This is a genomic window from Corynebacterium sp. H127 (assembly GCF_037482665.1).
Taxonomy (GTDB): domain Bacteria; phylum Actinomycetota; class Actinomycetes; order Mycobacteriales; family Mycobacteriaceae; genus Corynebacterium.
The window spans coordinates 98,142-124,383 of the sequence record NZ_JBBHKY010000002.1 but is presented as its reverse complement, the minus strand read 5'-3'; the positions used below and the strand labels follow the sequence as shown (position 1 = coordinate 124,383).

Annotated in this window: 26 protein-coding genes; 18 read left to right on the top strand and 8 right to left on the bottom strand. The window is 58.2% G+C overall.

Translation table 11 applies throughout. From position 1 onward, the window contains the following. Positions 1-21 precede the first annotated feature (21 nt). Together hemE and WG936_RS03165 are read left to right on the top strand one after the other, a co-directional pair. A complete protein-coding gene (gene hemE / locus WG936_RS03170) occupies positions 22-1,080 on the top strand; it encodes a uroporphyrinogen decarboxylase (protein ID WP_339564370.1) in 1,059 nt (352 codons plus the stop codon). 12 nt (positions 1,081-1,092) lie between these two features. Then, positions 1,093-2,493, top strand: coding sequence for a protoporphyrinogen oxidase (locus tag WG936_RS03165; protein ID WP_339564369.1), 1,401 nt, complete (start codon positions 1,093-1,095; stop codon positions 2,491-2,493). Positions 2,494-2,898: 405 nt separating this feature from the next. Here the strand turns inward: WG936_RS03165 and WG936_RS03160 are convergent, their stop codons facing one another. Continuing rightward, a complete protein-coding gene (locus tag WG936_RS03160) occupies positions 2,899-3,129 on the bottom strand; it encodes a hypothetical protein (RefSeq protein WP_339564425.1) in 231 nt (76 codons plus the stop codon). Positions 3,130-4,355: 1,226 nt separating this feature from the next. Next, positions 4,356-4,847 (bottom strand): hypothetical protein, encoded by a 492-nt coding sequence (locus WG936_RS03155; RefSeq protein ID WP_339572086.1) that lies wholly within the window; start codon positions 4,845-4,847, stop codon positions 4,356-4,358. Between the two features lie 256 nt (positions 4,848-5,103). Here WG936_RS03155 and WG936_RS03150 point away from each other — a divergent pair, with 256 nt between their 5' ends. The 11 genes from WG936_RS03150 (at position 5,104) to rfbA (ending at position 14,678) form a co-directional block, all read left to right on the top strand. After that, entirely contained in the window at positions 5,104-5,418 is a 315-nt protein-coding gene (locus WG936_RS03150) for a DMT family transporter (protein ID WP_339564367.1), read from the top strand. 9 nt (positions 5,419-5,427) lie between these two features. Beyond that, a complete protein-coding gene (gene hemL / locus WG936_RS03145; protein ID WP_339572085.1) occupies positions 5,428-6,744 on the top strand; it encodes a glutamate-1-semialdehyde 2,1-aminomutase in 1,317 nt (438 codons plus the stop codon). A gap of 3 nt (positions 6,745-6,747) precedes the next feature. Beyond that, positions 6,748-7,356 carry a histidine phosphatase family protein gene (locus WG936_RS03140; RefSeq protein WP_339572084.1) on the top strand — a complete coding sequence of 203 codons (609 nt, stop codon included), beginning with the start codon at positions 6,748-6,750 and terminating at the stop codon, positions 7,354-7,356. Then, entirely contained in the window at positions 7,357-7,944 is a 588-nt protein-coding gene (locus WG936_RS03135; protein WP_339564364.1) for a TlpA family protein disulfide reductase, read from the top strand. It begins immediately after the preceding gene. Next, positions 7,945-8,730, top strand: coding sequence for a cytochrome c biogenesis CcdA family protein (locus WG936_RS03130; protein WP_339564363.1), 786 nt, complete (start codon positions 7,945-7,947; stop codon positions 8,728-8,730). Positions 8,731-8,737: 7 nt separating this feature from the next. Further along, positions 8,738-10,315 carry a cytochrome c biogenesis protein ResB gene (locus tag WG936_RS03125; RefSeq protein WP_339564362.1) on the top strand — a complete coding sequence of 526 codons (1,578 nt, stop codon included), beginning with the start codon at positions 8,738-8,740 and terminating at the stop codon, positions 10,313-10,315. 76 nt (positions 10,316-10,391) lie between these two features. After that, the gene (ccsB, locus tag WG936_RS03120) at positions 10,392-11,354 is read left to right on the top strand and encodes a c-type cytochrome biogenesis protein CcsB (RefSeq protein ID WP_339564361.1); all 963 of its coding nucleotides are present in this window, start codon (positions 10,392-10,394) and stop codon (positions 11,352-11,354) included. 468 nt (positions 11,355-11,822) lie between these two features. Next, positions 11,823-12,179, top strand: coding sequence for a CPBP family intramembrane glutamic endopeptidase (locus tag WG936_RS12245; protein ID WP_445227782.1), 357 nt, complete (start codon positions 11,823-11,825; stop codon positions 12,177-12,179). Positions 12,180-12,208: 29 nt separating this feature from the next. Then, positions 12,209-13,195, top strand: coding sequence for a dTDP-glucose 4,6-dehydratase (gene rfbB, locus WG936_RS03115; RefSeq protein WP_339564360.1), 987 nt, complete (start codon positions 12,209-12,211; stop codon positions 13,193-13,195). 5 nt (positions 13,196-13,200) lie between these two features. Continuing rightward, positions 13,201-13,815, top strand: a complete 615-nt coding sequence (rfbC, locus tag WG936_RS03110; RefSeq protein ID WP_339564359.1) for a dTDP-4-dehydrorhamnose 3,5-epimerase — start codon at positions 13,201-13,203, stop codon at positions 13,813-13,815. Further along, a complete protein-coding gene (gene rfbA / locus WG936_RS03105; protein ID WP_339572083.1) occupies positions 13,812-14,678 on the top strand; it encodes a glucose-1-phosphate thymidylyltransferase RfbA in 867 nt (288 codons plus the stop codon). Before rfbC ends, rfbA begins: the two co-directional genes overlap by 4 nt. Here rfbA and WG936_RS03100 read toward each other — a convergent pair. The 3 genes from WG936_RS03100 to WG936_RS03090 all read right to left on the bottom strand — a co-directional run bounded on the left by WG936_RS03100 (position 14,665) and on the right by WG936_RS03090 (position 16,575). Continuing rightward, positions 14,665-15,810: an HNH endonuclease signature motif containing protein gene (locus WG936_RS03100; RefSeq protein WP_339572082.1), complete on the bottom strand. Its 1,146-nt coding sequence runs from the start codon at positions 15,808-15,810 to the stop codon at positions 14,665-14,667. The two genes, rfbA and WG936_RS03100, sit on opposite strands and share 14 nt — an antisense overlap. 119 nt (positions 15,811-15,929) lie before the next feature. After that, on the bottom strand, positions 15,930-16,286 hold the full coding sequence (locus WG936_RS03095; RefSeq protein WP_339564356.1) for an ArsR/SmtB family transcription factor: 357 nt from the start codon (positions 16,284-16,286) through the stop codon (positions 15,930-15,932). A 52-nt stretch (positions 16,287-16,338) separates the two neighbouring features. Next, positions 16,339-16,575, bottom strand: coding sequence for a hypothetical protein (locus WG936_RS03090; RefSeq protein ID WP_339564355.1), 237 nt, complete (start codon positions 16,573-16,575; stop codon positions 16,339-16,341). 39 nt (positions 16,576-16,614) lie between these two features. On the opposite strand from WG936_RS03090, the gene WG936_RS03085 reads away from it, so the two are divergent. After that, positions 16,615-16,941, top strand: a complete 327-nt coding sequence (locus WG936_RS03085; RefSeq protein WP_445227781.1) for a DUF4229 domain-containing protein — start codon at positions 16,615-16,617, stop codon at positions 16,939-16,941. Here the strand turns inward: WG936_RS03085 and WG936_RS03080 are convergent. Beyond that, positions 16,927-17,814, bottom strand: a complete 888-nt coding sequence (locus tag WG936_RS03080; protein ID WP_339572081.1) for a 1,4-dihydroxy-2-naphthoate polyprenyltransferase — start codon at positions 17,812-17,814, stop codon at positions 16,927-16,929. The genes WG936_RS03085 and WG936_RS03080 overlap by 15 nt on opposite strands. 122 nt (positions 17,815-17,936) lie before the next feature. On the opposite strand from WG936_RS03080, the gene WG936_RS03075 reads away from it, so the two are divergent. Beyond that, the gene (locus WG936_RS03075) at positions 17,937-18,803 is read left to right on the top strand and encodes a glycosyltransferase (RefSeq protein ID WP_339564421.1); all 867 of its coding nucleotides are present in this window, start codon (positions 17,937-17,939) and stop codon (positions 18,801-18,803) included. On the opposite strand, the gene menE is transcribed toward WG936_RS03075, so the two are convergent. Further along, on the bottom strand, positions 18,800-19,930 hold the full coding sequence (gene menE, locus WG936_RS03070; RefSeq protein ID WP_339564352.1) for an o-succinylbenzoate--CoA ligase: 1,131 nt from the start codon (positions 19,928-19,930) through the stop codon (positions 18,800-18,802). The genes WG936_RS03075 and menE overlap by 4 nt on opposite strands. Before the next feature lie 287 nt (positions 19,931-20,217). Here menE and WG936_RS03065 point away from each other — a divergent pair, with 287 nt between their 5' ends. Then, positions 20,218-21,609 carry a YkvI family membrane protein gene (locus WG936_RS03065; protein WP_339564351.1) on the top strand — a complete coding sequence of 464 codons (1,392 nt, stop codon included), beginning with the start codon at positions 20,218-20,220 and terminating at the stop codon, positions 21,607-21,609. Here WG936_RS03065 and WG936_RS03060 read toward each other — a convergent pair. Continuing rightward, positions 21,606-22,532: a 1,4-dihydroxy-2-naphthoyl-CoA synthase gene (locus tag WG936_RS03060; RefSeq protein WP_339572080.1), complete on the bottom strand. Its 927-nt coding sequence runs from the start codon at positions 22,530-22,532 to the stop codon at positions 21,606-21,608. The genes WG936_RS03065 and WG936_RS03060 overlap by 4 nt on opposite strands. Before the next feature lie 427 nt (positions 22,533-22,959). On the opposite strand from WG936_RS03060, the gene WG936_RS03055 reads away from it, so the two are divergent. Both WG936_RS03055 and WG936_RS03050 read left to right on the top strand, forming a co-directional pair. Beyond that, positions 22,960-25,218 carry an excinuclease ABC subunit UvrA gene (locus WG936_RS03055; protein ID WP_339572079.1) on the top strand — a complete coding sequence of 753 codons (2,259 nt, stop codon included), beginning with the start codon at positions 22,960-22,962 and terminating at the stop codon, positions 25,216-25,218. Next, entirely contained in the window at positions 25,215-26,234 is a 1,020-nt protein-coding gene (locus WG936_RS03050) for an o-succinylbenzoate synthase (protein ID WP_339572078.1), read from the top strand. The genes WG936_RS03055 and WG936_RS03050 overlap by 4 nt, the downstream gene beginning before the upstream one ends. Positions 26,235-26,242: the final 8 nt, after the last annotated feature.

Below are 26,242 nucleotides of genomic sequence, written 5' to 3'. Positions count from 1 at the left end.
TTTGGTTGATATTCGGGCACAATGGAAGCCATGACTCGACGCTCTTTGAAGAACGCCCCGCTGCTCGACGCCATCGCTGGCAAGACCCCATCCCGCACGCCAGTGTGGTTCATGCGCCAGGCCGGCCGCTCCCTCCCGGAGTACCGCCAGGTGCGCGAGGGGATTCCGATGCTGGATTCTTGTTTCATGCCGGAGTTGCTCGCGGAGATTACGCTGCAGCCGGTGCGTCGCCACGATGTGGATGCGGCGATCCTGTTCTCCGATATTGTGGTGCCGCTGAAGGCGGCGGGCCTGGATATCGATATTGTTCCTGGTAGAGGTCCGGTGTTAAAGGACCCGATTCGCACGGCAGCGGACGTCGATAAGCTGCCGATCTTGGACCGTGAGGTGACCGAGGTGCGCGAGGGCATCCAGATCATCCTGGACGAGCTGACTGACAGTCAAGCCCTGATCGGTTTCGCGGGAGCGCCATTCACCTTGGCGAGCTACCTGATTGAGGGCGGGCCGAGCAAGAATCATGAGAGGACTAAGGCGATGATGCACGCCGAGCCGGAGGTCTGGCACAAGCTGATGCAGCGCCTTACCCCGACGATCATCGGGTGGCTACAGTCGCAGGTGGATGCCGGTATTGACGCGATGCAGCTGTTCGACTCGTGGGCGGGCTACCTCACTGAGCGCGATTACCGCGAGTTTGTGCTGCCGTACTCCACCGAGATCCTGGCATCTATTAAGGAGATTCCACGCATCCACTTCGGCGTCGGCACCGGAGAGTTGCTGGCTGCGATGGGCTCTGCTGGCACTGAAGTCATGGGTGTAGATTGGCGCGTGCCGCTGGATCAGGCCGCTGAGCGCATCCGCCGTGAGAATGGTGCGAAGGTGCTGCAGGGCAATCTTGATCCGGCGATCCTGTTCGCGGGCACCAGCGTGCTCACTAAGGAGATCCAGCGGATCAAGGATGAAGCTGCCCGCGCGATTGCCGTCGGGGACGCCACTGGGCACATCTTTAATCTGGGGCATGGCGTGTTGCCGAACACCGCGCCGGAAGCCATCACCGAAGCTGTTTCGATTATTCACTCTTAGGAGATCATTTCCATGAAGTACGCGATCATCGGCGCAGGTCTTGCCGGACTCACCGCCGCTTATGAGCTGCGCCAGCTTGATCCAGACGCCGAGATCGACGTCTTCGAGGCCGACGAGCGCATCGGCGGCAAGCTCTACACTGTCCCCTTTGAATCCGGTCGCACTGATATGGGGGCCGAGGCGTTCCTGGCCTTCCGCAAGGACGCCGTGGACTTCTTCACGCAGCTCGGTCTTGGCGACGCCATCGTTAGCCCCTCCGGTCTGAAATCCCTCGTCTATTGCGGGGGATCCCTGCATCCGATCCCGATGGGCGGTGCCATGGGCATCCCCGCCACTTCAGAGGGCCTCGACGGTTTGATCTCTGCTGAGACTGCCGCGCGTATCGACGCCGAGAGCGACCAGCCGGGCATCGACTGGCAGCCGGGTGGCGATATGTCCGTAGGTCAGCTGGTGCGGGAGCGTTACGGCGATGACGTGGTCGATCACGTGGTGTCTTCCCTGCTGGGCGGGGTGTATTCCTGCAGCGCGGATGACCTGGGCATCCGGGCGACCGTGCCACAGTTGGCGGTGACTTTTGACAAGATGGTGGCGGCTGGGGAGAAGGTGACTCTTTCCGGGGCCGTCGCCAAGCTGGACGAGGCGCGTGCCGCCATGCGTAAGGCTGCCGATACTGCTGCGCCGAAGCCTGTATTCGGGGCATTCCAGGACGGCTACGCCCAGATGTACGAGGAACTGGCCGAGCAGTCCGGTGCGCGGATTCACCTGGATGCGTTCATCTCTGAGATTAAGCGTGTATCCGGTGGGTTCTCCTTGGTGAAGGCCGAGGGCGCGTTTGATCGCGTCTTAGTGGCTACCCCGGCACCGACCGCAGCAGCGCAGCTGCGCACCGTGGCTCCGGAGGCTTCTGCCGAGTTGAAGAAGGTGAAGCTCGCATCTTCTGCCGTGGTGGGCATGAAGTTCGACTCCGCAGAAGGATTGCCAGACAACTCCGGCATCCTCATTGCGCTGGATGAGCCGGGAGTGCATGCTAAGGCGTTTACGTTGTCCTCCAAGAAGTGGCCGCACCTAGCCGAGCGGGGTGGCGCCCTCGTGCGGGCTTCATTCGGACGATTCGGGGACGATGCCATCGTGCGTGCCTCCGAGGATGACCTTGTGGACTATGCCTTGGATGACCTGCAGGCGATCACAGGATTCGATGGTCGCGCAGCAGGCCTATCGGAGATCTTTGTGCAGCGTTGGTTCGGTGGGCTGCCATGTTATGACGAAACCCACTTGGCCACGGTGGCGGCCGTACGCGAGGTACTGTCAGGCGTTGACGGTATCGAGGTTGCCGGTGCCTGGGCCGATGGCGTGGGTGTGCCGGCCGTCATTGCGGGGGCCAGGGCGGCCGCGGGGCGGTTGATTAGTGTCTAACTGGACAGGGCCGTTGTCTCGGAAGTTAATCCATCTCCCAAACCCTTTCAAGTGGAATTTAAGAGCCTTGAATCCATTGAATTCATGAATGTACGTTGAGACATAGTGGCAGTGATGCATTGGCCCTTAGAACGCGCCCGTCAGTGTTTTCCTCGCACTATGTCTCACGGCATGGCGGGCCGGTGCAATCCATTACTGAGGTTAGATCTAACAGCACGGTGCCATAGGACGGATGGCTCACCGGGCTGATGGGTGTGTCGCCACACATGTTCATCGATCCCGAGTACCCTTAACCTCGCTTGAAGTGACTGGGGCTGTCATCGAGAGCCTCACTGCAGACATCAACATTGGCTCTTGTCGACCAATTCCCAACCCTGTCCCAGGGCTTTGTGGTGGCGGGTACACTCATTCGATCTCTTGCCACGCGTTGGAGCAAGTGAACCGTGAGACGCGTAGGCGCAGGCGGGTGAGGAATCCCACCACAGGCAGATCGTCAAGTTCATCGGTGATGTGAGCACGAAGCTTGCCCTTCGCGAAGCGTAAGGGACAGGTAACAGGCACTGGGACGGCTTCAGCCTGGAAGATGGTGACATCGAGTTTGATGGTGCGGCACATGGTAGCAGCGTTGACACTCATTAGTAGTTCGTCCGTAAGGTCTTGGTTCGCGGAAGATAATGTTCCGCAGCTTACATTTTGTACCAGCCAGGCCTCTAGAGCCTGTACCGAGACTAGTTGCGCACCCAAAATACGAACAGGCGGATTACTGTGCTCCTACGTCGATCTATCCAACATTACGGCTGCGTGCGCGGGGGTGGTGTCCGTGTGGCCGGACTCGTTGGCGTCGACGGCGTCGTTGCCGGCTGCTTGGGCAATCGGACGTCCTATGGCAGGTCGAATTGCCAGTATTTTTGCTATTCAGATTTCACTACGCCTGGTCGATTTGGTGCTTAGCGTCCCGAGACGGCAAAGCGCTTCATCGGAGGCTTTACTTTATTCACGGTTAATCGCATGCTCCGGAATTTAGCTAGTCCGCGTCAAAGGTGTACCAAGATCCAGTTATGTGATTAACACGAAATGACTCCAATGGTAGGACGTCCGCTTCTTCGTTGTAGATCCATCCAGAAATTGAAAATAAGGCAGATTGATCGGCATCGATAAATATAATTTGCCCTTCTCGTGTATATTCAATCGAAAATATCTCAAGACGGCCGATGTTTCTTGGTGATTCGAAACCGTACACTTCGCGCCACCCTGTTCCTCTACTTTGTATGTCACTAATAGCTTGAACGAGCTCGTTCTGTGAGTTGTTAAAGTCTCGAGAATGCCACATGCAAGAAAGTATGGTGCAGATTAAACCGACGATACAGGTCAAAATGGTCAATCGTGACAGTGCGGGTGGTTGGTGCCTAGCATTGGAAAAATTTCGCAGTACACAGTAACCAACTCCTGGAATTAGAAATAAACCCGCCCCAATGAAGGCTATTGCCCTATGGGAATCATCAATATTGCGTCCGAATAGATTCCAGTCTCCTGCAAGTAGCGTGAGTACGGTTGAAAGCAGCACAAACAAGGCCAGCGTTCCCCAGTCGAGGATGTTCAGTAGCCTGAGAAACGAAGAACTGTGTTGTTTGGATATCCGGTTTTTCCCGGAAGGAAATGGGGGGGTGCGGAAGGGAATTCATTCGTGCAAAATTATTAGGCTATTGGCGGTGGAGTTCGGAAATTCAGCAGCAGGATCAACAGTGACTTTTGCAGTTTGAGCGTACCCGAGGCAGACAGACTGGATTTCGGATGGGTTGCCATCGTTGCGAAGTCCGGTGTGAATTCCGGTAATGTTATTGAACTCGTCCATCAGCTTCGATTCAGTTGGGTTGTTGGGAGTCTTTTCGTGAGCTGCTGCCAGTTTTGTTGCAAAATCGGATGGCTCCGCAGACCTGGTGGGTGGTGGGCCAGTAGGATCGGCAGTTATCGGCGGCCAAGGTGTTAACGCGGGGTTGTTCGCCTGCTGGGTAGATGCCTAATTCGTGTGTTTCTTGTATTTCTGCTTCGTCGGCTTCTTTTTTGTCCACTTCGCCTGGAATGTCCATGCGATCCGAGCGCATTTGTCCTTCGATAATCTCCGGCTTTGGATCGTCGGTGGGGAGTTTGTCTTCGTAGTAGTGGTTGTCGATGCTGTTTTTGTTCATGCCGGGCTCTGAGAAGTCCCAGTTAGAGGTGTCGACATCGTAGATGTCCCGTTCGGAAGGATGTCGCAACTGGGATATCTGAGGTGCTAACTCGTCCTCGGTGGTGGTCTCAGGAGCTTGTGCGCCTGCGGGGACGGGGCTCATTGCTGCGGTGGCAGTAACGGCCATTGCTGCCGCGATTTTTTTAGGGTGGTCTTCACTTGTGCGTCCTTGGGGTATCGCGTGTGATGTGGGACAGCCTTACGGCTGGGTGTGTTATATATCTATCGTCAAATTTAAATTATTGGCTGCAAAAGTTCCTAGCGAATGAGAATTTAATCACTGATGTTGTCTCGTGGATGCGCACGGCTGCCCCGCGTTTGCCCGCGTCTACAACTTTTGGATAGGGTAGGGCGCTATAAGCTGCGCGAACTTGGAGGACGTCATGCCTTGGCTCATTCTGATTCTTTCCGGCTGTTTTGAGGCAGTGTGGGCTGTGGCGTTGTCGCGTTCTGAGGGGTTTACGCGGTTGCTTCCGAGCATCGTTTTTGTGCTGGCCTGCGCCTTTTCGATGGGTGGGTTGGCGTGGTCGATGAAGCAGCTTCCGGTCGGCACGTCCTATGCGGTGTGGGTCGGAATGGGCGCTACGCTCACCGTTGCTTACGCCTTCGTCGCCGGCGAGGAGGCGGTATCGCCGCTCAAGGTACTGTTTATTGCGATGATCCTCGGTGGCGTCATCGGCCTGAAATTTTCACATTAAGGAATCGATATGTCTGTGCCTACCTCAGCAAACACCGCGAAGTCGGCCGAATGGTTTGACCGCGCTCTAGCCCTCACCCCGGGAGGAGTGAACTCGCCGGTCCGTGCGTTCGGCTCCGTCGGCGGTCAAGCCCGCTTCATCAAGCAGGCGAAGGGCAGCACGCTTATCGACGTCGACGGCAACGAATACGTCGACCTCTTCTGCTCCTGGGGACCGATGCTCATGGGTAACGCACACCCGGAGATCGTGCAGGCCGTTCAGGACGCCGCCGTCAACGGCCTTTCCTATGGCGCTCCGACCGTCGGTGAGGTAGAACTCGCGGAGATGGTTGTGGCCCGTACCAGCGTGGATGAAGTGCGCTTCGTTAACTCCGGCACCGAGGCCACCATGTCTGCAGTGCGCTTGGCACGTGGTTTTACTGGTCGCCCGAAAATCATCAAGTTCGACGGCTGCTACCACGGTCACGTGGATGCACTCTTGGCGTCGGCAGGCAGTGGCGTGGCCACCTTTGGCCTGCCGGACTCCCCGGGCGTGACGGGTGCCGCCGCGGGTGACACCATCGTCGTGGAGTACAACAATCTCGAGGCTGTCCGCGCAGCCTTCGCGCAGCACCCCGGCGAGATTGCTGCTGTGATCACCGAAGCCGCTGCAGGGAACATGGGCACTGTCGCCCCGAAGCCGGGCTTCAACCAGGGTCTGAAGGACATCGCTCATGAGCACGGTGCGCTGCTGATCATGGATGAGGTTATGACAGGTTTCCGCACCTCATACTCCGGTTGGTTCGGCGTCGATAAGGTTGCCGGTGACCTCACCACCTTCGGCAAGGTCATCTCTGGTGGTCTTCCTGCTGCTGCGTTCGGTGGACGCAAGGACATCATGGAATACCTCGCGCCGAACGGTCCCGTGTACCAGGCGGGTACGCTGTCGGGAAACCCGGTCGCCATGGCTTCCGGAATGAAGTCCCTGCAGCTGGCTACCCCGGAGGTGTATGAGACTGTGAACGCTAACGCGGACCGTCTTGCCGGCCTATTTGCTGAGGCGCTGACCCGCGAGGGCGTGGCTCACCACATCCAGCGCGCCTCTAACATGCTGTCCATTCGCTTCGCCGAGGGCGAGGGCCATAATTTCGCCGACATGAAGGCAGCGGACACCTTCCGCTTCCCGGGCTTCTTCCACGCCCTGCTGGATAACGGTGTGTTCGGATCCCCAAGTGCCTTTGAGACTTGGTTCGTTTCTAGCGCGCTGACTGACAATGACTTCGAGCGCATCGAAGCCGCCCTCATCCCGGCAGCTCAGGCAGCTGCCGCAGCAAAGAAGGACTCTTAATTCATGAGCACCACTATCGTTCACTTGCTGCGGCACGGTGAGGTTTACAACCCGGATCGCATCTTGTACGGGCGGCTGCCCGGCTACCACTTAAGCTCCCGCGGTCATGACATGGCGGCTGCTGCAGCCGAGGCCCTGAAGGATCATGACATTACCTACCTCGCGGCTTCTCCGCTGCAGCGTGCCCAGGAAACTGCAGCTCCGCTCTCCCGCGAGCTGGGGCTAGATGTGGACATTGATAAGGGATTGCTCGAGGCGGGCAACCGCTACGAAGGGCTGCGGGTGAAGTCCTGGAAATCGCAGCTCTGGAACCCAGTGCGCTGGCCATTGATGAAGAACCCATCCTTGCCCAGCTGGGGAGAACACTACGATGTCATCGAAGCCCGCATGATGGACGCCATTGAGCGAGGTCGCGTAGCCGCCGAAGGGCACGAAGCCGTCATGGTGACACACCAGCTGCCGATCGTGATGATCCAGCGCAGTATCCAAGGCCTCTCCCTGGCACACAACCCGGCGATGCGCCAGTGTGAACTCGCCTCCCTGACTTCCCTGGTCTTCCAGGATGATCAGATCACCGACATGTACTATTCCGAGCCGGCGCAGGGGATCTAAATGAAGCGCGCAGTTATCGCAGCCTGCCTGGCGCTGTCCCTGGCGGGCTGCTCAAGCAGTGACACCGCCGGGCAAGACGCTGTTGCTATTGGCGGTACTTTCACCTTCATCGCACCGGGAGGTCAGACTGACATTACTTATCCGCAGGATGAGCGTAAGCCGGTCAAGGAATTCTCCGGCGAGGGCGTTGCGGACGGCCAGTCCATCAATCTCAAGGACTATGAAGGCCAGGTCGTGGTGCTGAACGCCTGGGGGCAATGGTGTGGACCATGTCGCTCCGAGTCGGATGATATGCAAGAAGTGCATGAGAAACTGCAGGAAACCGGTAAAGGTACTGTCCTCGGCGTGAACGTGAAGGATTACCAGCGGGAAATTTCTCGCGACTTCATGGTGGACAACGGCATGACCTATCCGTCGCTGTACGATCCACCGTTCAAGACCGCCGCCGCATTGGGTGGAATGCCTGCCTCGGTTATTCCGACCACTATCGTGCTTGACAAGCACCATCGCCCAGCCGCGGTGTTCCTCCGCGAGGTCACGGCCAAGGATGTCTTAGAAGTCACCCTGCCGCTTATCGACGAGGCGTAGATGGGTTCACAATTTGCCGAAGTCGCTGCTAGTGGGCCTCTTCTGCTCGGTATGCTTGTTGCGGCAATAGCAGGATTGGTTTCCTTTGCCAGTCCTTGCGTGGTGCCCTTGGTCCCGGGCTACATGTCCTATCTTGCCGGTGTTGTGGGCAGCGATATGGAACTGGATGAGAAGCAGGGGCCGGTCGTCGCGAAGCGGGGGCGGTGGCGTGTTGCTGGCGCTGCCAGCTTGTTCGTCCTCGGTTTCACCGTGGTGTTTGTCCTGGCCACAGCTACTGTGTTCGGTGCGATATCTGCGTTGACTTTGAATCAGGATTTGCTGCAGCGTATCGGTGGCATTGTCACCATCGTGATGGGGCTCGCATTCATGGGAATGGTTCCGGCGCTGGATAGGGATACCCGTATGCAGCCGAAGCGCCTATCCACGTGGATCGGCGCCCCGCTGCTCGGCGGAGTGTTTGCGCTTGGCTGGACCCCCTGCCTGGGTCCCACTCTTGCAGCGATTATCTCGGTGTCGGCGGGCACTGCTGGGATGACGGCGGCCCGCGGCGTGCTCCTCATCATCGCGTATTGTCTGGGGCTTGGGCTGCCGTTTCTAGTGGTTGCCCTGGGGTCGGCGAAGGCGATGCACGGTGTTGGGTGGTTGCGTCGGCACTCGCGCACTATCCAACTCATTGGCGGGGTAGCACTCATCATCGTGGGGCTGGCGCTGGTTAGTGGTCAGTGGAGCGTGTTCATTAATGTTGTTCGACAGTGGACCGTCAACTTCGGTTACACACCGATCTAGGAGTCACATGTTCAAGAGAATTCCGTTGCTGGCGTGGCGCTGGCTGACCAGCATGCGCACCGCGCTGACGTTGCTGTTCGTCCTCGCCATCGGCGCCATCCCCGGCGCCTTGTTGCCGCAGCGTTCCCTGAACGAATCCAAGGTCAATGACTACATCCAGGCCAACGGCCAGCTCGCACAGTGGTATGACAAGCTACAGCTCTTCGACGTTTTCTCCTCCACCTGGTTCACGGCCATCTATGTGCTGCTATTTGTCTCTCTGATCGGCTGTATCTTGCCGCGCTCTTGGGAGCATTACAAGGCGTGGAAAACGCAGCCGATTCGCGCGCCGAAGAATTTGGAGCGGCTACCGCATCATGGGGCAGGCGTCGTCGATAAGTCGCTAGCGCAGGTATCGGACGAGGTCCGTGCCACGCTCAAGGGTTGGCGAGTGGCCGAGTACTCCGCCGCGGAAGATCGCGACGGCAAGCGTTCCTTCGCCGCAGAACGGGGCTACGCGCGCGAGCTATTCAACCTGGTTTTCCACCTCGGCCTCGTGGGAGTTTTGGCCACGATCGGTGCAGGCAAAATGGTGTACTACGAAGGCCAGGCCATCGTGGTGGCGGGCGCGGAAAACTCCGAGTTCTGCAACACTGCCGTCGCGAACTTTGACTCCTTCCGTGCCGGCACGCTTGTCGACGGCACCAAGCTCAACCCCTACTGCGTAAACGTTAAGGATTTCACGGCAGACTATCTGCCGAACGGCCAAGCCAAGATGTTCACCTCCAACGTGGACTATGCGGTGGGCGATGACATGTTCAAACCCCATTCCGAATGGGATGAATACACCATGCGGGTGAACCATCCCCTGCGCATCGGCGGCGACCGCGTTTACCTGCAGGGTCACGGTTTTGCTCCTAAATTCACCGTCACCTGGCCCAATGGTGAAACCCGCACCCAGATGATCCAGTTCCGGCCAGATGATCCGACGTTCTTCCTGTCCTCCGGCGTCATGCGCTTCGACCCGCCGGCGGGTATGTACCCAGATCTGCAGGAGCGTCGCAACAAGGGCATCGCGATCCAGGGCTTGTTCGCCCCTACCGCACAGTGGACAGGGGAGACCGGACAACTATTGTCCTCGGCGTACCCAGCGATGAAGGACCCAGCCGTTGCCATCGACATCTACCGTGGCGATGCAGGCCTCGACTCCGGCCGTGGGCAGTCCCTATTTTCCCTCGACCCGACGCTGCTGCACACCGGTGCGCTGCAGAAAATTGAACGCGTCAATATGGCGGTCGGCGAGACTGTGACGCTTGACGACGGCACCGTGGTGAAGTTCGAAGGCGCCAACGAGTTTGCCAACCTGCAGATCAGCCACGATCCCACCCAACTTTGGGTGCTGGTGACCACCCTGATTACGCTCGGCGGATTGGTCGGCTCGCTGTTCGTGAAGCGCCGTCGCATCTGGGTGCGCCTGTCCGAGTCTGGTTCGGGCACCTTGATTGAGACCGCCGGCCTAGCCCGCACCGACCGCGCAGGTTGGGGCGACGAGTATGACCGTATTCATCGCACATTGCTGGGATTGCCGGAGCCGGATGTGGAATAGAACTTGAACCGCCGCCATGCTGACCTGTATGGTTTGCGTATCCATCGAAAGTTGGATTAGGGAGAAAGAAGACGACATGCCGGTCAATCAGACGTTCGCCAATTTTTCAAACATGAGCTTCAGGACAGCCTTCGTTGTCTATGTGTTTGCCCTGCTCATGTCTATCGTCTACTACGTGAAGCAGTCCCAGGTACTGCTTAGAGATGAGCCTGCGCGTGAGCTGGTTGGCTCCGGTGGGCCCAATGTGGCCACGGGCGTCGAAAAGCAGCAGCCTAATCCTTCGGCTGAGAAGTTTGCGGGTATGACCCAGTCCCTGATCTGGCTGGCTATTATTATCCACGCTGCCTCGGTGGTGCTGCGCGGGATGTCCGCCTCCCGTTTCCCTTTCGGCAACCTGTATGAGTACGTCGCGATGGTGACCCTCGTTGCCATGTCCATCGCTGCCTGGGTGATTCAACGGCGCGAGCTACGAGCTATGTGGCCGTGGGTGCTCACCCCGGTCATTGCATTGCTGTTCTACGGTGGCATGAAGCTCTACGCGGAATCTGCGCCAGTTGTCCCCGCACTACAATCCTTCTGGTTCCCGATCCACGTCTCCACAGTGTCCATCGGCGCTGGTGTGGGCATGATCTCCGGCATGGCGTCCTTGCTTTACGTGCTGCGTATGTATCAGCCGAAAGGCTCGGAAAAGGGTTTCTTCGGTGCGATTGTGCGTCCGCTGCCATCGGCGAAGACTCTTGACGGCCTCGCCTACAAAGCCGCAGTCTGGGCGCTTCCGATATTCGGCCTTGGTGTCTGCCTGGGTGCCATCTGGGCGGAATCTGCCTGGGGGCGTTTCTGGGGCTGGGACCCCAAGGAGACCATCTCCCTGGTCACCTGGATCCTCTATGCCGCCTACCTCCACGCCCGTGCGACCTCCGGCTGGAAGAACACTGCCGTAGCGTGGATCAACATCGTGGCCTTCGGCATGATGGTGTTCAATCTCTTCTTCATCAACATGGTCGTGTCCGGCCTGCACTCCTACGCAGGGCTAAACTAGCGACACAGCCGGGGCGGCGGGACTGGTGCACCGCTGCTAAAATTCGTACCCATGTCTACTGACTGACTAGTTTTCACCTACTTGCACGGCGGTCCACGGATTCCCCGCGCCGAAGAAGCATCGCTGAAGGCGCGATTTTAGTTTTCAGTTTCCTGATTTTCTTTTTTGGCTTGATGATCACGCTTGATCTATAGAGGCGCAATGGTCTGACCAGGTCAGTGCATGGACGGCCTTCATCGCTTTCCTTCCTGCACTCTACTTAGCCACACGTCTCGGTGGCGGTAGGAAAGTTCGGCAGCTCCTCGACATCACCGGTCGCTTCAACTGGCGAGCAGCGCTCCGCGCTCTTACAGTGACTCTGCCGGTCGCAGTGCTCGTTTATGTTGGGTGCGCAATTGCTTTTGATCCTTCCGAAACTCCGGAGGTAGGTTTACTTGCGCTGACCCTGTTATCTGCCCCAGTGATGGCATGGGCGGAGGAGCTAGTCTTCAGGTCATCGGATACTGGACATCTAACCGGTGGGTGGCGTTCCTTCTTCCTGTGCCACTCTTTGCCCTTATCCACGCGCCAAGCAACGTCGTACCTTGGCTGGGCTATCTAACTTCGGGTTTGTGCTTTGCGCTGGTAGCGATGTTCTCGCAAGGAATTGCTGCTTCTACTGTGCTCCATTTTGTTTCTAAAATGACGTTGATCTTGTTAAGCACAGTCATGGATCTGGAAAATCAGGGGAACGTCTCCCTGATTCTTATCAAGAGTCTGCTGCTTGTCAGCGTTACTGCGCTATTCTGTTGGCGCGAAGTCCAAAGCCGCGGCGCAGACCGCTGAACATTGATGGTTCATTACACTAGGTAGCCATGCGCATAGTGGTAACCGGCGGCGCCGGCTTCATCGGATCCAATTTTGTTCACCGCACTCTGGCCCAGCGCCCAGACGCGAACGTTACGGTCCTGGATGCCTTTACCTATGCAGCCAATCCTGCGAATCTGGACGGTCTGGATATTGAGGTTGTGAAAGGGGACATCACTTCGGACGTCGATAAGCTTCTTGCTCGCGCCGACCTAGTGGTGCACTTCGCTGCCGAAAGCCACAACGACAATTCCCTGCGGGACCCGATGAAGTTCATCAAGACCAACGTCGAAGGCACCGCGAACCTGCTGCAGGCCGCCGCGCGTTACGACGTCCGTTTCCACCACATCTCCACGGATGAAGTCTTCGGCGACCTGGCTCTCGACGATCCAGCCCGCTTCACCCCGACCACACCCTATAACCCGAGTAGCCCTTATTCGGCTTCGAAGGCTGCCAGCGATCACCTGGTGCGGGCGTTCGTGCGGTCGTTTGGGCTGGCGGCGACGATTTCCAACTGCTCCAATAACTATGGCCCGCGTCAGCACCCGGAGAAGTTCATTCCGCGGCAGATCCTTGGACTATTGGCCGGAGAAAAGCCTCGGCTGTATGGCGACGGCTGCAACGTCCGGGACTGGATCCATGTGGATGACCACAACGATGCCGTGTGGCACATCATTGAGCAGGGTGAAATCGGCTCGACATATCTCATTGGTGCTGATGGGGAACGCTCCAACAGGCAGGTCGTAGAAGCATTGAATGCAGCTTTCGGGCGGGAATCCGGCGATTTTGTACACGTGAGTGACCGGCCGGGGCATGACCGACGATATGCAATCGATCCTTCTTCTACGCGGGCTCTCGGGTGGCGAGCGGAGCGGTCTTTCGCGGAAGGCCTAGCGGAGACCATTGATTGGTACCGGGATAACCCGACCTGGTGGGCCGGTTCGCGTGCGGAGGCAGAGCAGGCCTACGCGAAGATTGAGCGCGTATTAGACTAAGACCCATGTTGCGCGCGATTGCAGATATCCCCGGCCTATTCGTCTCCGAGCCGAAGGTCATCGTCGATGAGCGGGGCGCCTTTAACGAATGGTTCAAGGCGTCGGAGTTCGAGGAAGCGTTGGGATTCCCCTTTGATCTACAACAGTCCAACATCTCCACCTCCAAGAAGGGCGTGCTGCGCGGGTTCCACTTCGCCGACGTACCGCCGGGGCAGGCGAAGTTTGTCTCCTGCCTGAGCGGCGCGATCCTCGACGTGGCGGTGGACGTGCGTGTCGGCTCGCCCACCTACCTGAAGTGGGCGGCCGTGGAGCTGACCGCTGCGAACCGCAAGAGCCTTTACCTGCCGGTCGGCATCGCCCACGGCTTCTTGGCACTGGAGGATTCCACCGTCGCGTACCTGACCTCGGCGGAGTACCGCCCGAACACGGAGCACGGTTTCGATCCCTTCGACCCGACCGTCGGGGTTGAGTGGCCGGAGGCGGACTATATCCTTTCCGAGAAAGACAAGACCGCGCCCGCCCTTGCGGATGCTCCGCTGCCGTCCTTTGAGGCATGCGAGGAATACGAAAACATGCTGCGTGACGGTTGGGCGCTCGCCAACATGGAAGCCGGCGCGTGAAGGGCATAATTCTCGCCGGCGGCACTGGCTCCCGGTTGCGCCCGATTACCCTCGGGCTTTCTAAGCAACTGGTTCCCGTCTACGACAAGCCGATGATCTACTATCCCTTGTCCACACTGATGCTGGCCGGCATCCAGGACATTTTGATCATCACCACGCCGGAGGATCGCCCACAGTTTGAGCGCTTGCTTGGCGACGGCTCCCAGTTCGGCATCCGCTTGACCTTCAAAACACAGGATGCTCCGCGTGGCTTGGCGGAAGCTTTCATCTTGGGCGCTGAACACATCGGTGATGATTCAGTGGCGCTGGTGCTTGGGGACAACATCTTCTATGGGCCGGGCCTGGGCACGCAGTTGCGACGCTTCGAACACATCGATGGTGGGGCAATCTTTGCTTATTGGGTCGCAGACCCGAGCGCCTATGGCGTGGTGTCCTTTGATGAGCGCGGTCGGGCGACTGGCTTGGAGGAAAAACCAGCTGATCCGAAATCCAACTATGCGGTTCCAGGTCTGTATTTCTATGACAATGACGTGGTGGAGATCGCGCGGACACTGGAACCGAGCGCGCGCGGGGAACTAGAGATCACGGACATCAACAATGTCTACTTGGAACGGGGCAAGCTGCAGGTGCAGGTGCTGCCGCGTGGTACGGCGTGGTTGGACACCGGAACGGTGGATATGCTGATGGCTGCGGGGGACTATGTTCGGGCCATTGAACAGCGACAGGGACTTAAGATCAGCGCACCAGAAGAAGTGGCGTGGCACATGGGGTACATCACCGATGCGCAGCTGCAGGAGCGGGCACGGGAACTCCAGTCCTCAGGATATGGGGACTATCTGCTACAGGTGCTTAATCGCTCCTGATTCGGCTGCCGGCGGCGCGGTTTGCCGCAGGGGAATTGTTCCGGTTCCACTGGCCGTTTTCATCCACCCAGTGTGATTGGCCGCTCCATTTTTCAATATGGGCTCCGAACCAGTCGTCGTCGACAAGGCGGTGGTGTTTGCGGCAGAGCAGGGCAAGGTTGTTGAGGTCGGTACGCCGGTTCTTCGACCAAGGGTGAATATGGTGGACATCGCATCTACCGGCGTGCACATCGCAGCCGGGGTATTGGCAGACCAACTCTTGGGCGATCAGCGCGATCCGCTGCCAGAAGTTTGCGTGCCGGCCACAGTGGTAGAGGGTGCCTGCGGCTCCCTTAGCGTCATGGACAACGATGTAATCGGAGACCCGGTCGCCAGCGAGCATCTCGATGTCGAAGAGCGAGAGATCAATGTCAGTGTTCGTGGCGAACTTGGTACGCCAATCCATCTCGTCCGAAGTGGTCGCCGAAATGATGAGGGAAGCGTGCCCAGTGTCGGAGATTCGTTTGCTGCTGGCCATCTTGAGTACTTCGGCGAAAGCATCAGCGTTGCGTTGATCTACAGTACGTAGATCATCCGCGTCACTGTGGTCGGCGGCATGCTTGAAAGCGATATCCATCAGCGAGCGCATCAAGGCCGCGGGAGCTGCAGGCAGGTAGCCGTTCAACCGGCAGCCCCCGTGCTCGTCCTGCGAATGGAGCCGCAGCTTGCGTTGCCGAACTGCCTCAAAGGGATCCTTGGACAGGCGTTCGTTTTCCCGGCGGACGAGCTCACGCGTGTATTTGAGTGTTTGCCACGGGCTGTAGTCTTCTGCCGCATCGGCTGCCAACTCGTAGATGGCATCTCTGCGGGTGGAGGCTGCAGATAGCTGATGGAGGGCGCCGAGGATGTTGTCCTGGTGGGCTACTGGAACGCTGTCTCGCCAATCATGCTCCGAGCGCAGCACAGTTACCCGGGCTTGATCTCTCGGGACTCCCGCGCTGCAGAGCTCGTGCACCTCATGCCCCCGTGCTAACTGTGTTTCCAGTCGTGCAATTTTTTCCTTCAGGTCAATGAGATCAGGGAAGTTGGAAAGGTCGGTGGCGTCGTTAAGCGCTGCATCAATAGCCACTGCTGCCGAAACGATATGGCTCATGCTTTCCCCCTGTTCTACCTCCTATTTTACCTCAAAAAATATAGAACACAAGAGCTAAAGCAGATTTGGTGGAAAGCAGTAAACGCACTCGAATAGAACACTCGAACTAGTGAAGTGGCCTACTTGATAATGTCTGAGGCAAGGGTCTCAATGCACGTGAATAGTCGCTCGTTGACGCTGTATTGCGCCCACTTGCCCTGTTGTTCACGCTTGACCAAATTGACCGCGATGAGCTTCTTCATGTGATGCGTGACGGTCGGTGCGGATACCCCGAGAGCTTCGGAAAGCTCCAGGCCGCACACGTTTTCACACCCCTTTTGGGCCACCAGGTGGAGGAGTCGGAGTCGAGTGGGGTCAGCCAGCGCCTTAAACACGTCCACGATGTGGTCGAAGTCAGGGTTATCAGACACTGGGCGAAGCTCACCAACATTGTTAGTGGTATTGAGCGGATTCATGGCGGTAGCCAGTGTTGTCATATTTAGATCCTACTGTGGAAATGTCTGCGAAAAAGAATCGATCAAGCAGGATCTAAGGTTCGCGCTCATCTTCCGGGCGTTGTTCCTTTTCACGCCGACGCTCTTCTTCGCGGCGCTGCTTAAAGCGCTCCTTTTCCAAACGCCATAGGAAGTCTTCGTCGTCGTCCGGGCCCTTAATCATCGGAGGCTGTGGACGCTGCTGCGCACCACCCAAAGCGGTAGGGGCGAAGGCCTTCCATAGCAGCACGACGGCAGCCACGATCAAAAGGAAAAGTAACAGGCGTCCCATCGGATAACTCCCTACCGCGCCTCTAGTATGGTCAAAGCTGTGACTGCAGAAGAAAGATCCACAACCGGAGAGCCAACTCTCGACAGGGATTTGCGCAACCGAGCCTGGCGAGACATCGCACTATATGGGCTTGCACGCCTGGCGCTGTTCGTCGTGCTCACCCTTATTATTCAATACACGGCCTACTTTATCGGAGCGCCTGTCCCGCTGCTAATTTCCTCCCTGCTGGGCCTCTTGCTGGCATTCCCGCTGTCCATGTTCGTATTCAAGAACCTGCGACTACGTGTCAACGATGAAATCGCGCAGTGGGATACCCAGCGGAAAGCGCACAAAGCTTGGGTGAAAAAGGAACTATCCGAACGCTAACGCCAGCCCGGTCAACACCGACCAAGCCAGCATTGCCCGGCCCGTGAGCCCTAAAACGGGAATCAAGGCGGGGCCCGTCGCTCCCGAGCGGATGGGCTGCGAGGCTGGGATCAATAGGGCAAATGCCAACACTCCGGCCAATGCCCACGGGGTGGCTAATGCGGCCAGAACTACCGAAGCGAGCAAAGGCAAGCTCGCGAGAAAGAGCCACAGCCTCCGCGTTCCCGCATCCCCGAGGCGGACGGCGAGCGTAATCTTGCCGGCCTCGGTGTCCGAAGGGATGTCGCGCAGATTGTTGGCCAAGTTGACGGCCGCAGAGATGGCTCCGACGGCAATCGACGTCGCAAAGCCAGCCCAACTGACGCGGCCCGCCTGGGTGAACTCCGTACCGCACACCGCCACCAGACCGAAGAACGTAAACACCGCCACCTCGCCGAGGCCCCGGTAACCATAGGGGTTCTTCCCGCCGGTGTAGAACCAGGCAGCCACAATGCACAGCGCGCCGATAACGATGAACCACCATGCTGAAGCCAGCGACAACGCAATTCCAGCAACCGCGGCGACGCCGAAGGAGAGAAAAGCCGCGCGCTTAACGGAAGCCGGCGCCGCTAGCCCGGAACCTGTCAGCCGCAACGGGCCAGTGCGGTCTTCATCGGTGCCTTTGATGCCGTCAGAGTAATCATTGGCGTAATTCACACCGATGATAAGCGCCCAGGACACCACAGCTGCGAGCAGCGCCCGCCACCAACTGAAACCCCCATGGTAGGCAGCAGCGCCGGAACCGGCGATGACCGGCGCAAACGCATTAGCCCACGTGTGCGGGCGGGCGGCTTCCCACCAGTCGGAAGCGGTTGCGGAATGAGAATCATGCATGGCTTCTATCATGCCTGCCCCCTGGCAGCCAGGCAGCGTTGAGGGGTGGGTTTCGGGTCAAAGCGGTAGGGTGAGAAAAATATCAGCACTAAAAACAGTTAAAGGACGTGGCGCCAGTAATGATGTGGGTTGGATACGTAGTTGGGCAGATTGCCAGCTTTTTCCTGACGTGTTTCCGCATCATTCCGCTGTGGCTCGCGAATCATCTTTCCCGCACTAGGATCCCGCAGGAAGGCGAGGTCATCATTTCTTTGACCACGCATGGCAGGCGACTCAGCAAGGTGTATCTGACGCTGGAGTCGATCGCTCGGGGCTATGTGAAAGCCCCGATAGTGCTGTGGCTCGACGAGCCTGACTTTCATAGCGAGTACCCCGAATCCCTGCAGCGCCTGATTAAGCGTGGACTGCAGGTCAAGTGCTCGGATGGGCGTTATGGGCCGCACACTAAGTACTGGGGGCAGTTTCGCGAAGTAGTCGGTAGTGGCAAGCTCGTCGCGACAGTCGACGACGACATGATCTACCCCGAATGGTTTTTGCAAAACCTGCTGTTCATCGGCGAGCTGCGCAATGACGTGGTGATCGCTTACCGGGCGCACCGCATTGAACTGCGAGATGGCGCAATGATGCCCTACGCAAAATGGAGTGCTGTAGACACGTGCAACGCTAGCTACCTGCATTTTGCTACCGGAGTGTCGGGAGTGCTCTATCCGCCGACGTTCATCTCTTATGTCGTCGACAAGGGCGATGAGTTCATGAAGCTCACCCCACGCGCTGATGATGTGTGGCTGCATGTTTGCGCGCTACGCTCAGGGCACCCAATTCGTCAGGTGTACGCCCAGCCGCGCCACTTCGCAGTCATCCCGTCCACACAGGTTGGGGCGCTAGTAGTGGGAAACACCCTGATGGGTGGCAATGATGAGCAGATCAAAAAGGTGTACACGGAGCAAGACGTACAGCAGCTGCGCGAAAGCTCTGCGCAGGAGGACTAACCCAGCAGGCGTTCGACCTTCTTTCGGTCCACCTTGCCAGGCCCGATCAGTGGCATCTCATCGAGGTGGAGCAGCTGCCGTGGCAGTTGCCAGCGCTGTAAGTCATCGAGTCCCTCAATCACCCCGGCTGGGGAGAGGTCGCCTGTATAAGCTGCCACGATTTGCTGACCAAGTCGCGCATCCGGCACGCCCACCACACACGCGCCAGTTACTCCAGCAACGTTGAGCAGAGCTTCCTCCACAACCTCGGGGTGGATCTTGAGTCCGCCGGTGATGATGGCATTATCGAGCCGCCCGGTCACTTTCAGAATGCCATTGTCCAGTACTCCGGAGTCCGAGGTGGAAAACCAGCCTGGTTCGGCGAAGGCTTCATGATCCGGGGCGTTCCGGTAACCTGCTGCGATCATCGGCCCACCGAGGTGAATCCTTTCGCCAACGAGGCGGATGTGCGCGCCGGGGATCGCGCGCCCGTTGTATACGCAGCCCCCGGCAGTCTCGGAGGATCCGTAGGTAGTCACCACGTTGATTCCCAGCTCGCGAGCCGCGCGCAGCGTATCTTTGGTCACCGGCGCGCCCCCTACCAGCACCGCGTCGAAAAGTCGCAGTGCCTCGATGCCCTGGAGGTGCTCCATTGCTTTGGTGAGCTGATTCGGGACCAGAGAGGTGTAGCTACGGTCCCCGGTCCGTGCGAGTTCATCAGCTGCAACGGCGAAGTCGGTGAGGTCAAAACCTTGGCTGACATCCTGGTAAGAGGGTTCGATCCCAGCGATCAGGCTGCGTACCAGTACCTGAATGCCCGCGATGTGGTGTGCCGGCAAAGCTAGGTGCCACTGTCCCGCGCCCCCGAGGAACTGGTGGGTCGCATCGGCCGAACTGACAAGGTTCACCGGGGTCAGCTGGGCACCCTTGGGCACGCCTGTGCTGCCGGAGGTGGCCATGACCAGTGCGGTAGCTGTGATCGCTTCGCCAGCGCGTTGCGACGCCCGGAGCGTCGCCTGCCTGCCAAGATCCTTCTCCGGCAGCGGCAGCAGCGATCGCTCACCCGCGATGGCGCTTTCCAGGGCATCAAGAACAGGGAGAGGATTGTCTGCCGGGATGACGAGGGGCTCGAGGATCTGGGTGCTCACCGCTCCAAGTTTAGGCTGTGGCTGTATTGTCCTTCGCAGCTACCTGGGGACTGTTTCGGTTAACGTTGGGTAACATTTGTGAATTTGACCTATAAAGGCAGGAAATTTCCAGCGTTGGCCCAGCTAATGGAACTGGCGGTTCGAGCTAAAACCCCAGGTACGTTACCTGTTTGTGACGTATCAAATGTGCGTGAGGAAATAGCTAATCCTATTGTGGAATGTGATCTGTGGCGCAATGTCCGGATAAGTCCGGAACATCTGTACGTCACCCTACAAAAGGAATAGTTGTGCTTAAGAAGTCCATTAGTATTGCAATGGCATTCGTTGGAGTGGTGGTCGGTGCCGGCTTCGCGTCGGGGCAGGAAGCCATCCAGTTCTTCGCGGCTTTCGGAGGCTACGGCATCGCTGGCGCAGTGATCGCAGCGATCCTGCTGTCCATCACCGGCATGATCGTGCTGAAGTTCGGTTCCTTCTTCTTGGCGAACGAGCACACGGCGGTCTTTAACAAGGTGACCTATCCGGTTTTGGCTAGGCTTCTCGACGTCGGCATCATGCTCACTCTCTTCTCCGTCGGATTTGTCATGTTCGCAGGTGCAGGTGCCAACTTGGAGCAGCAATTTGGACTGCCGATGTGGGCGGGCGCGCTCATCATGTTGGTATTGGTGATTGCTACCGGATTCCTCGACGTAGACAAGGTGAGCCAAGTAATTGGCGCCTTCACGCCCTTCATCATTATCTTCTTGGCCTTGGCCATGTTCTTCGCGCTCCGCGACGCTCCGGCGGACCTCAGTACTCTCCAGCCGTACTCCGCGCAGGTGGAAACCGCCTTGCCGAACTGGTGGGTCTCCTTCGCGAACTACGTCGGCTTCACCATCATCGTGGGTGCCTCTATGTGCATCGTTATCGGCGGCGCACACTACGACACCAAAGCGGCTGGTTGGGGCGGACTCATCGGCGGCGTGATCTACGGCGTCCTCCTGGTTGGGCTGGTTGTCTCCCTGTGGGTTTCCCTGCCGATCGTGGGTAAAGAGGACATGCCGACCCTCGCGTTGGTTGACCACGTCAACCCGATGCTCGGCAACATCATGGCAGTGGTCATCTACGGCATGATCTACAACACCGCTATCGGAATGTTCTACTCCATGTCGCGTCGCATCACCGCCAACAAGCCAGAGAACTTCCTCAAGGTGTACATCGCGATGAGCTTGATCGGCTTCGTCCTCAGCTTCGTCGGCTTTAAGACTCTGGTCTCCTTCCTCTACCCGCTCCTCGGCTACCTGGGCATACTGCTTATTGTGGTGCTGCTGGCAGCCTATGCACGCGGGCGCTCGCGCATCGACGCTGAAATCGAGCGTCGTGACACCATGCGCTCCCTTGTGGCGCGCAAGCTGCATCCAGGAAAAGTGTTCACCAAGAAGCATGCCCGCAAGCTGAAGAAGGTGGTGGCAGAATCCCCTGCGGAGGAAGACTCCCTGCGGGAGACCATCGTCCTGGATGTTGCGCAGGAACTGGTCGAGGATGAGTCGGTCGATTTCACTGAAGAGCAGGCCGAAGAAATCCGGGAGCAGCTGGCTGATGAAACCTCAAAGGAAGTTGTAGTTGAGATTGCGGAGGGGGACTTGCCGTCGAAAAGCACGGAGCCCCCAGCAGGTTCGCACCGTCCGCTCGCCAAGCACTAATAGTAGTAAGGGAACTCTGACCAGTCCGGATCCCGCTTCTCCAGGAAGCTGTTCTTTCCTTCCACGGCCTCATCGGTCATGTAGGCAAGGCGGGTGGCCTCACCTGCGAACACCTGCTGACCCATGAGCCCGTCATCGGTGAGGTTGAAAGCAAACTTCAGCATGCGCTGGGCGGTGGGGGACTTGCCATTGATTTCGCGGGCAACTTGGATTGCCTCAGCTTCCAGTTCGGCGTGATCGGCAACGATGTTGACCGCGCCCATGCGCTGCATCGTCTCAGCATCGTAGGTCCGGCCGAGGAAGAAGATCTCGCGGGCGAACTTCTGCCCGACCATCTTTGCCAAGTAGGCGGATCCATAGCCGGCATCGAAGGATCCGACATCAGCGTCGGTTTGCTTGAACTTTGCATACTCACGGGACGCGATGGTGAGGTCACACACTACGTGGAGTGAATGTCCACCGCCGGCCGCCCAGCCATTGACCACTGCGATAACCACCTTCGGCATCGTGCGGATGAGTCGTTGCACTTCAAGGATGTGCAGTCGGCCGCCTTCGGCCTTGGTACGCATCTCATCTACAGTTTCAGCGGTCTCGCCACTAGCGTAGCGGTAGCCGGAGCGGCCGCGAATGCGCTGGTCACCACCGGAACAAAATGCCCAGCCGCCATCCTTTTCAGAAGGTCCATTGCCGGTGAGGAGAATGCTGCCAATATCGGGTGTGCGCCGGGCGTGGTCAAGTGCGCGGTAGAGCTCGTCCACGGTGTGGGGGCGGAAAGCATTGCGCACTTCGGGACGGTCAAAAGCAATGCGGACGATGCCGTCGGCACGCTTCGTGCCAACATGGCGGTGATACGTGATGTCGGTGAGGTCCTCGAAGCCCGCTACGGGCTGCCATTGGGTCGGGTCAAAAGGATTGCTTGTCATGGTGTCCACTTTAGGTCAGGGAGGTTCCTGGCTTGCCGCGGGAGCATCCCTGCCATCGTGACCCCCTCTATCCGAGGCGGGGATGCTCCCGCGGGTAGTGTGTGTCAACCGGCGAATCCCCCAATCTCGCCTGCCGGCCGACGATGCAGCAACGCGAAACCCCCGTTTTTCGCGTGGCATCGGCTCGGCGGATATCTGCGCTGAACGCTGCGTGATGCCTGTAACCAGTATCACCGGGCTATTACTTTCAGATCGGGGCTGCCTGAAAAGTTACAACGATGTTATTTAAAAAAGGATTGCGGAGCTGCGCAAATTTGGGCTATCAGGCTGCATTGTTCAACAATGTTCCCGGGGTAGTGTTGGAGTTCATTCCCCTTAACGGGTGTGGTGCGGGGTGTGAAGTTGAAAACATGTGAAAATGGTGGACATGACAATAGATGCGCATCCAGCCGACCAACACGACATCATCAAAGTGCGTGGTGCCAGGGTAAACAACCTGAAAGATGTGGACGTAGACATCCCGAAGCGTCGCCTGAACGTGTTCACCGGTGTCTCCGGTTCCGGCAAATCGAGCTTGGTGTTCGGGACTGTAGCGGCGGAGTCGCGCCGGCTAATCGACGAAACTTACTCCACTTTCATCCAGGGATTTATGCCGACCCTGCCGCGTCCTGAGGTTGATTCCCTGGAAAACCTCAGCCCAGCGATAGTTATCGATCAAGAGCGCATGGGGGCAAATTCGCGTTCGACGGTCGGCACTGCGACCGACGCTCATGCGATCTTGCGACTGCTGTTTTCTCGCCTCAGTGAGCCGCATGTGGGAACCTCGAGTGCGTTTTCTTTCAACCTGCCCGATGGTTGGTGCCCAAGCTGTGAAGGCTCCGGTCAGGCGGCAACGCTTGATGAATCAAAGATCATCGATGAAGCTAAGTCCTTGCAGGACGGTGCTATCAGCGCCCCGGGCCACAGTGTGGGGGAGTGGTACTGGAAGACCTATGGTGAGACCGGACTTTTCAAGACTGATCTCCCCATCAGGGACTTTAGCGAGCAGGACCGAGACCTGTTGCTCTATGCCCCGCAACAGAAGATCAAGGTAGAGGGAAAGAATGTCACTTACGAAGGGTTGATCACTCGCGTCCGCCGGTTGTGGATCGACCGACCGGATCCGCCAAAGGCGAAACAGATTGTGAATTTTGTGGCCGATATTGCCACCACGAGCACCTGCCCAGATTGTGCCGGTTCCCGCCTGAAGCTAGCGGCGCGCACCGCAACCGTGCACGGCAAGACCATCGCCGAGCTTTCCGCGATGCAGGTAGACGAGCTGACCGGATTCGTTGCGGGCCTTGATCTCGCCGTGGGACCAGCCCGCGATAACCTGCTTGGGATTTTGCGCTCCATGGTTGAGATCGGTTTGGGGTACCTATCGCTAGATCGAGAGGCGGGCACCCTCTCTGGAGGCGAAGCTCAGCGGGTGAAGATGATTAGGCATTTGGGTAGCCCGCTTTCCGACGTCACTTACGTCTTCGACGAACCCACCATCGGGCTGCACCCGCACGACATTGCTCGGATGAATTCCCTGCTGCATAACATCCGAGACAAAGGAAACACTGTCCTTGTGGTGGAGCATAAGCCTGAGGTGATCAAAGCTGCTGACAATATTATTGACATCGGCCCTGGCTCCGGTACCGATGGTGGCAACGTCGTGTTTTATGGCACTCCCGCAGAACTGGCTACGTCTGATTCCCTCACTGCGCAGTACCTCAATACCTCCCTCGAACTGGCGCAGCCACGAGTTGCTGCCGGAGAGCTCACAGTGGAGCATGTCTCCCGAAACAATGTGCGCGATGTTGACGTGACGTTCCCACTCGGAGTCCTCACCGCGGTTACCGGTGTCGCGGGTTCCGGAAAATCATCGCTCGTAACCGCCGCCCTGGCGGGGAGAAATGATGTGCTTGTGGTGGATCAATCCGCGATCCGCGGTTCGCGACGCTCCAACCCTGCCACCTACACCGGAATTCTGGACAAGATTCGGACCAAGTTTGCTAAGGACAACGGTGTCAAACCTGCGCTGTTTTCCGCTAACTCGGAGGGCGCTTGCCCAACTTGTAAGGGGTTGGGTGTGGTGTATGTGGACTTGAGCTTTACAGCAGGCGTTTCCACTACCTGTGAGGAATGCGGGGGAAAGCGTTTCAAGGAAGAAGTGCTCCAGTACAAGGTTGCCGGACGAGACATTTCGGAAGTGCTTGACATGTCGGTAGCTCAGGCCGTGGAGGTGTTTCGTGCCGGTGAGGTGAACAAGGTTCTCAAGAGGCTCATTTCTGTTGGTCTGCCCTATCTTAAGCTTGGTCAACCATTGACAACCCTGTCTGGTGGGGAACGCCAACGCCTCAAGCTTGCGGCTAAAATGACTGAAAAGGCCCCGATCATCGTTCTCGACGAACCTACTTCGGGACTGCACCTTGCAGATACCGAAACCCTTATAACGATGATGCATGACTTGGTCGCATCCGGACGAACCGTGATCGCGATTGAACACAACCTGGCCGTCATGGCTGCAGCTGACCACATCATCGATGTTGGCCCCTCGGCAGGCCATGACGGCGGCAGCATCGTGTTCTCCGGCAGTCCAGCGGATATGGTGAAGGCGGATACCATCACTGCGGAGTACCTAAGGAAAGCGACACTATGATTCCGGACCTGTCCGAGCTGCTCGATCGCGTGCACGTCGTGTCACTACCCATGCGTGTGCCGTTCCGTGGAATCACTACCCGCGAAGCTTTGCTGATTGAAGGGCCCGCGGGCTGGGGCGAATTTAGTCCCTTTAAGGAGTACACCGCAGCGGAAGCGAAAAGCTGGTTGGCCTGTGGCCTTGAGATGGCCTACCAGGGGCCGCCACCAGCCCTAAGGGATCAGGTAGAAGTCAATGCCACGATCCCGGCTATCCCGCCTGAGCAAGTCGCCGAGCTATTGGAGCGTTACCCCGGCTGCATGACCGTGAAAGTGAAGGTCGCCGACCAAGGACAGACATTGGCGGAGGATTGCGCGCGAGTGCAGGCAGTGCGTGATGCTCGCCCCGGAGCTCGGATTCGAGTCGACGCGAACATGGGGTGGACGGTTGCTGAGGCAGAAGAAGCCGCTAAGACCCTCGGCCCGCTGGACTACATGGAACAACCGTGTGCGAGTCTGGGCGAATTAGCGGAGCTGCGCAGCAGGCTCACCCGACAAGGAATTTTCCAACGCATCGCGGCGGACGAATCTATCCGCAAGGCGGAGGATCCTTATCGGGTTCTTGAAGCCCGGGCCGCCGACGTCGGCGTGGTTAAAGCTGCCCCCTTAGGAGGAGTGCGTCGCCTCCTCGAAATCGCGGCGCATCTGAAACGCCACGGAATGGATGTCACCGTTTCCAGCGCCCTAGATACAGCGGTAGGCATGAACGCTGGCATTGCGGCCGTCGCGGCGCTCCCGCTTCACGACGACGATGACTTCATTCATGTCCCACCTGCGCCAGCGGGCCTCGGTACATCCACATTGTTCCTAGAAGACGTGGCAGCGCCGCGCGATATCATCGAGGGATTCGTGAGCGCCACACCGGTAACCCCAGATCCGGATCGGATTGCTGCGCTGGTGGCCGACCCAGCGACTAGGGACTGGTGGTTGAGGCGCTTGATCGACGTGCATGCGGAGCTTAGCCGACTGAGCAATTAGGATTGGCA

Excerpts from the sequence above, each read along its gene's own strand:
- hemE (WP_339564370.1), top strand. The coding sequence starts at position 22 with ATGGAAGCCATGACTCGACGCTCTTTGAAGAACGCCCCGCTGCTCGAC.
- WG936_RS03165 (WP_339564369.1), top strand. The coding sequence starts at position 1,093 with ATGAAGTACGCGATCATCGGCGCAGGTCTTGCCGGACTCACCGCCGCT.
- WG936_RS03160 (WP_339564425.1), bottom strand. The coding sequence starts at position 3,129 with ATGAGTGTCAACGCTGCTACCATGTGCCGCACCATCAAACTCGATGTC.
- WG936_RS03155 (WP_339572086.1), bottom strand. The coding sequence starts at position 4,847 with ATGGCCGTTACTGCCACCGCAGCAATGAGCCCCGTCCCCGCAGGCGCA.
- WG936_RS03150 (WP_339564367.1), top strand. The coding sequence starts at position 5,104 with ATGCCTTGGCTCATTCTGATTCTTTCCGGCTGTTTTGAGGCAGTGTGG.
- hemL (WP_339572085.1), top strand. The coding sequence starts at position 5,428 with ATGTCTGTGCCTACCTCAGCAAACACCGCGAAGTCGGCCGAATGGTTT.
- WG936_RS03140 (WP_339572084.1), top strand. The coding sequence starts at position 6,748 with ATGAGCACCACTATCGTTCACTTGCTGCGGCACGGTGAGGTTTACAAC.
- WG936_RS03135 (WP_339564364.1), top strand. The coding sequence starts at position 7,357 with ATGAAGCGCGCAGTTATCGCAGCCTGCCTGGCGCTGTCCCTGGCGGGC.
- WG936_RS03130 (WP_339564363.1), top strand. The coding sequence starts at position 7,945 with ATGGGTTCACAATTTGCCGAAGTCGCTGCTAGTGGGCCTCTTCTGCTC.
- WG936_RS03125 (WP_339564362.1), top strand. The coding sequence starts at position 8,738 with ATGTTCAAGAGAATTCCGTTGCTGGCGTGGCGCTGGCTGACCAGCATG.
- ccsB (WP_339564361.1), top strand. The coding sequence starts at position 10,392 with ATGCCGGTCAATCAGACGTTCGCCAATTTTTCAAACATGAGCTTCAGG.
- WG936_RS12245 (WP_445227782.1), top strand. The coding sequence starts at position 11,823 with ATGGGCGGAGGAGCTAGTCTTCAGGTCATCGGATACTGGACATCTAAC.
- rfbB (WP_339564360.1), top strand. The coding sequence starts at position 12,209 with ATGCGCATAGTGGTAACCGGCGGCGCCGGCTTCATCGGATCCAATTTT.
- rfbC (WP_339564359.1), top strand. The coding sequence starts at position 13,201 with ATGTTGCGCGCGATTGCAGATATCCCCGGCCTATTCGTCTCCGAGCCG.
- WG936_RS03100 (WP_339572082.1), bottom strand. The coding sequence starts at position 15,810 with ATGAGCCATATCGTTTCGGCAGCAGTGGCTATTGATGCAGCGCTTAAC.
- WG936_RS03095 (WP_339564356.1), bottom strand. The coding sequence starts at position 16,286 with ATGACAACACTGGCTACCGCCATGAATCCGCTCAATACCACTAACAAT.
- WG936_RS03090 (WP_339564355.1), bottom strand. The coding sequence starts at position 16,575 with ATGGGACGCCTGTTACTTTTCCTTTTGATCGTGGCTGCCGTCGTGCTG.
- WG936_RS03080 (WP_339572081.1), bottom strand. The coding sequence starts at position 17,814 with ATGCATGATTCTCATTCCGCAACCGCTTCCGACTGGTGGGAAGCCGCC.
- WG936_RS03075 (WP_339564421.1), top strand. The coding sequence starts at position 17,937 with ATGTGGGTTGGATACGTAGTTGGGCAGATTGCCAGCTTTTTCCTGACG.
- WG936_RS03060 (WP_339572080.1), bottom strand. The coding sequence starts at position 22,532 with ATGACAAGCAATCCTTTTGACCCGACCCAATGGCAGCCCGTAGCGGGC.
- WG936_RS03055 (WP_339572079.1), top strand. The coding sequence starts at position 22,960 with ATGACAATAGATGCGCATCCAGCCGACCAACACGACATCATCAAAGTG.
- WG936_RS03050 (WP_339572078.1), top strand. The coding sequence starts at position 25,215 with ATGATTCCGGACCTGTCCGAGCTGCTCGATCGCGTGCACGTCGTGTCA.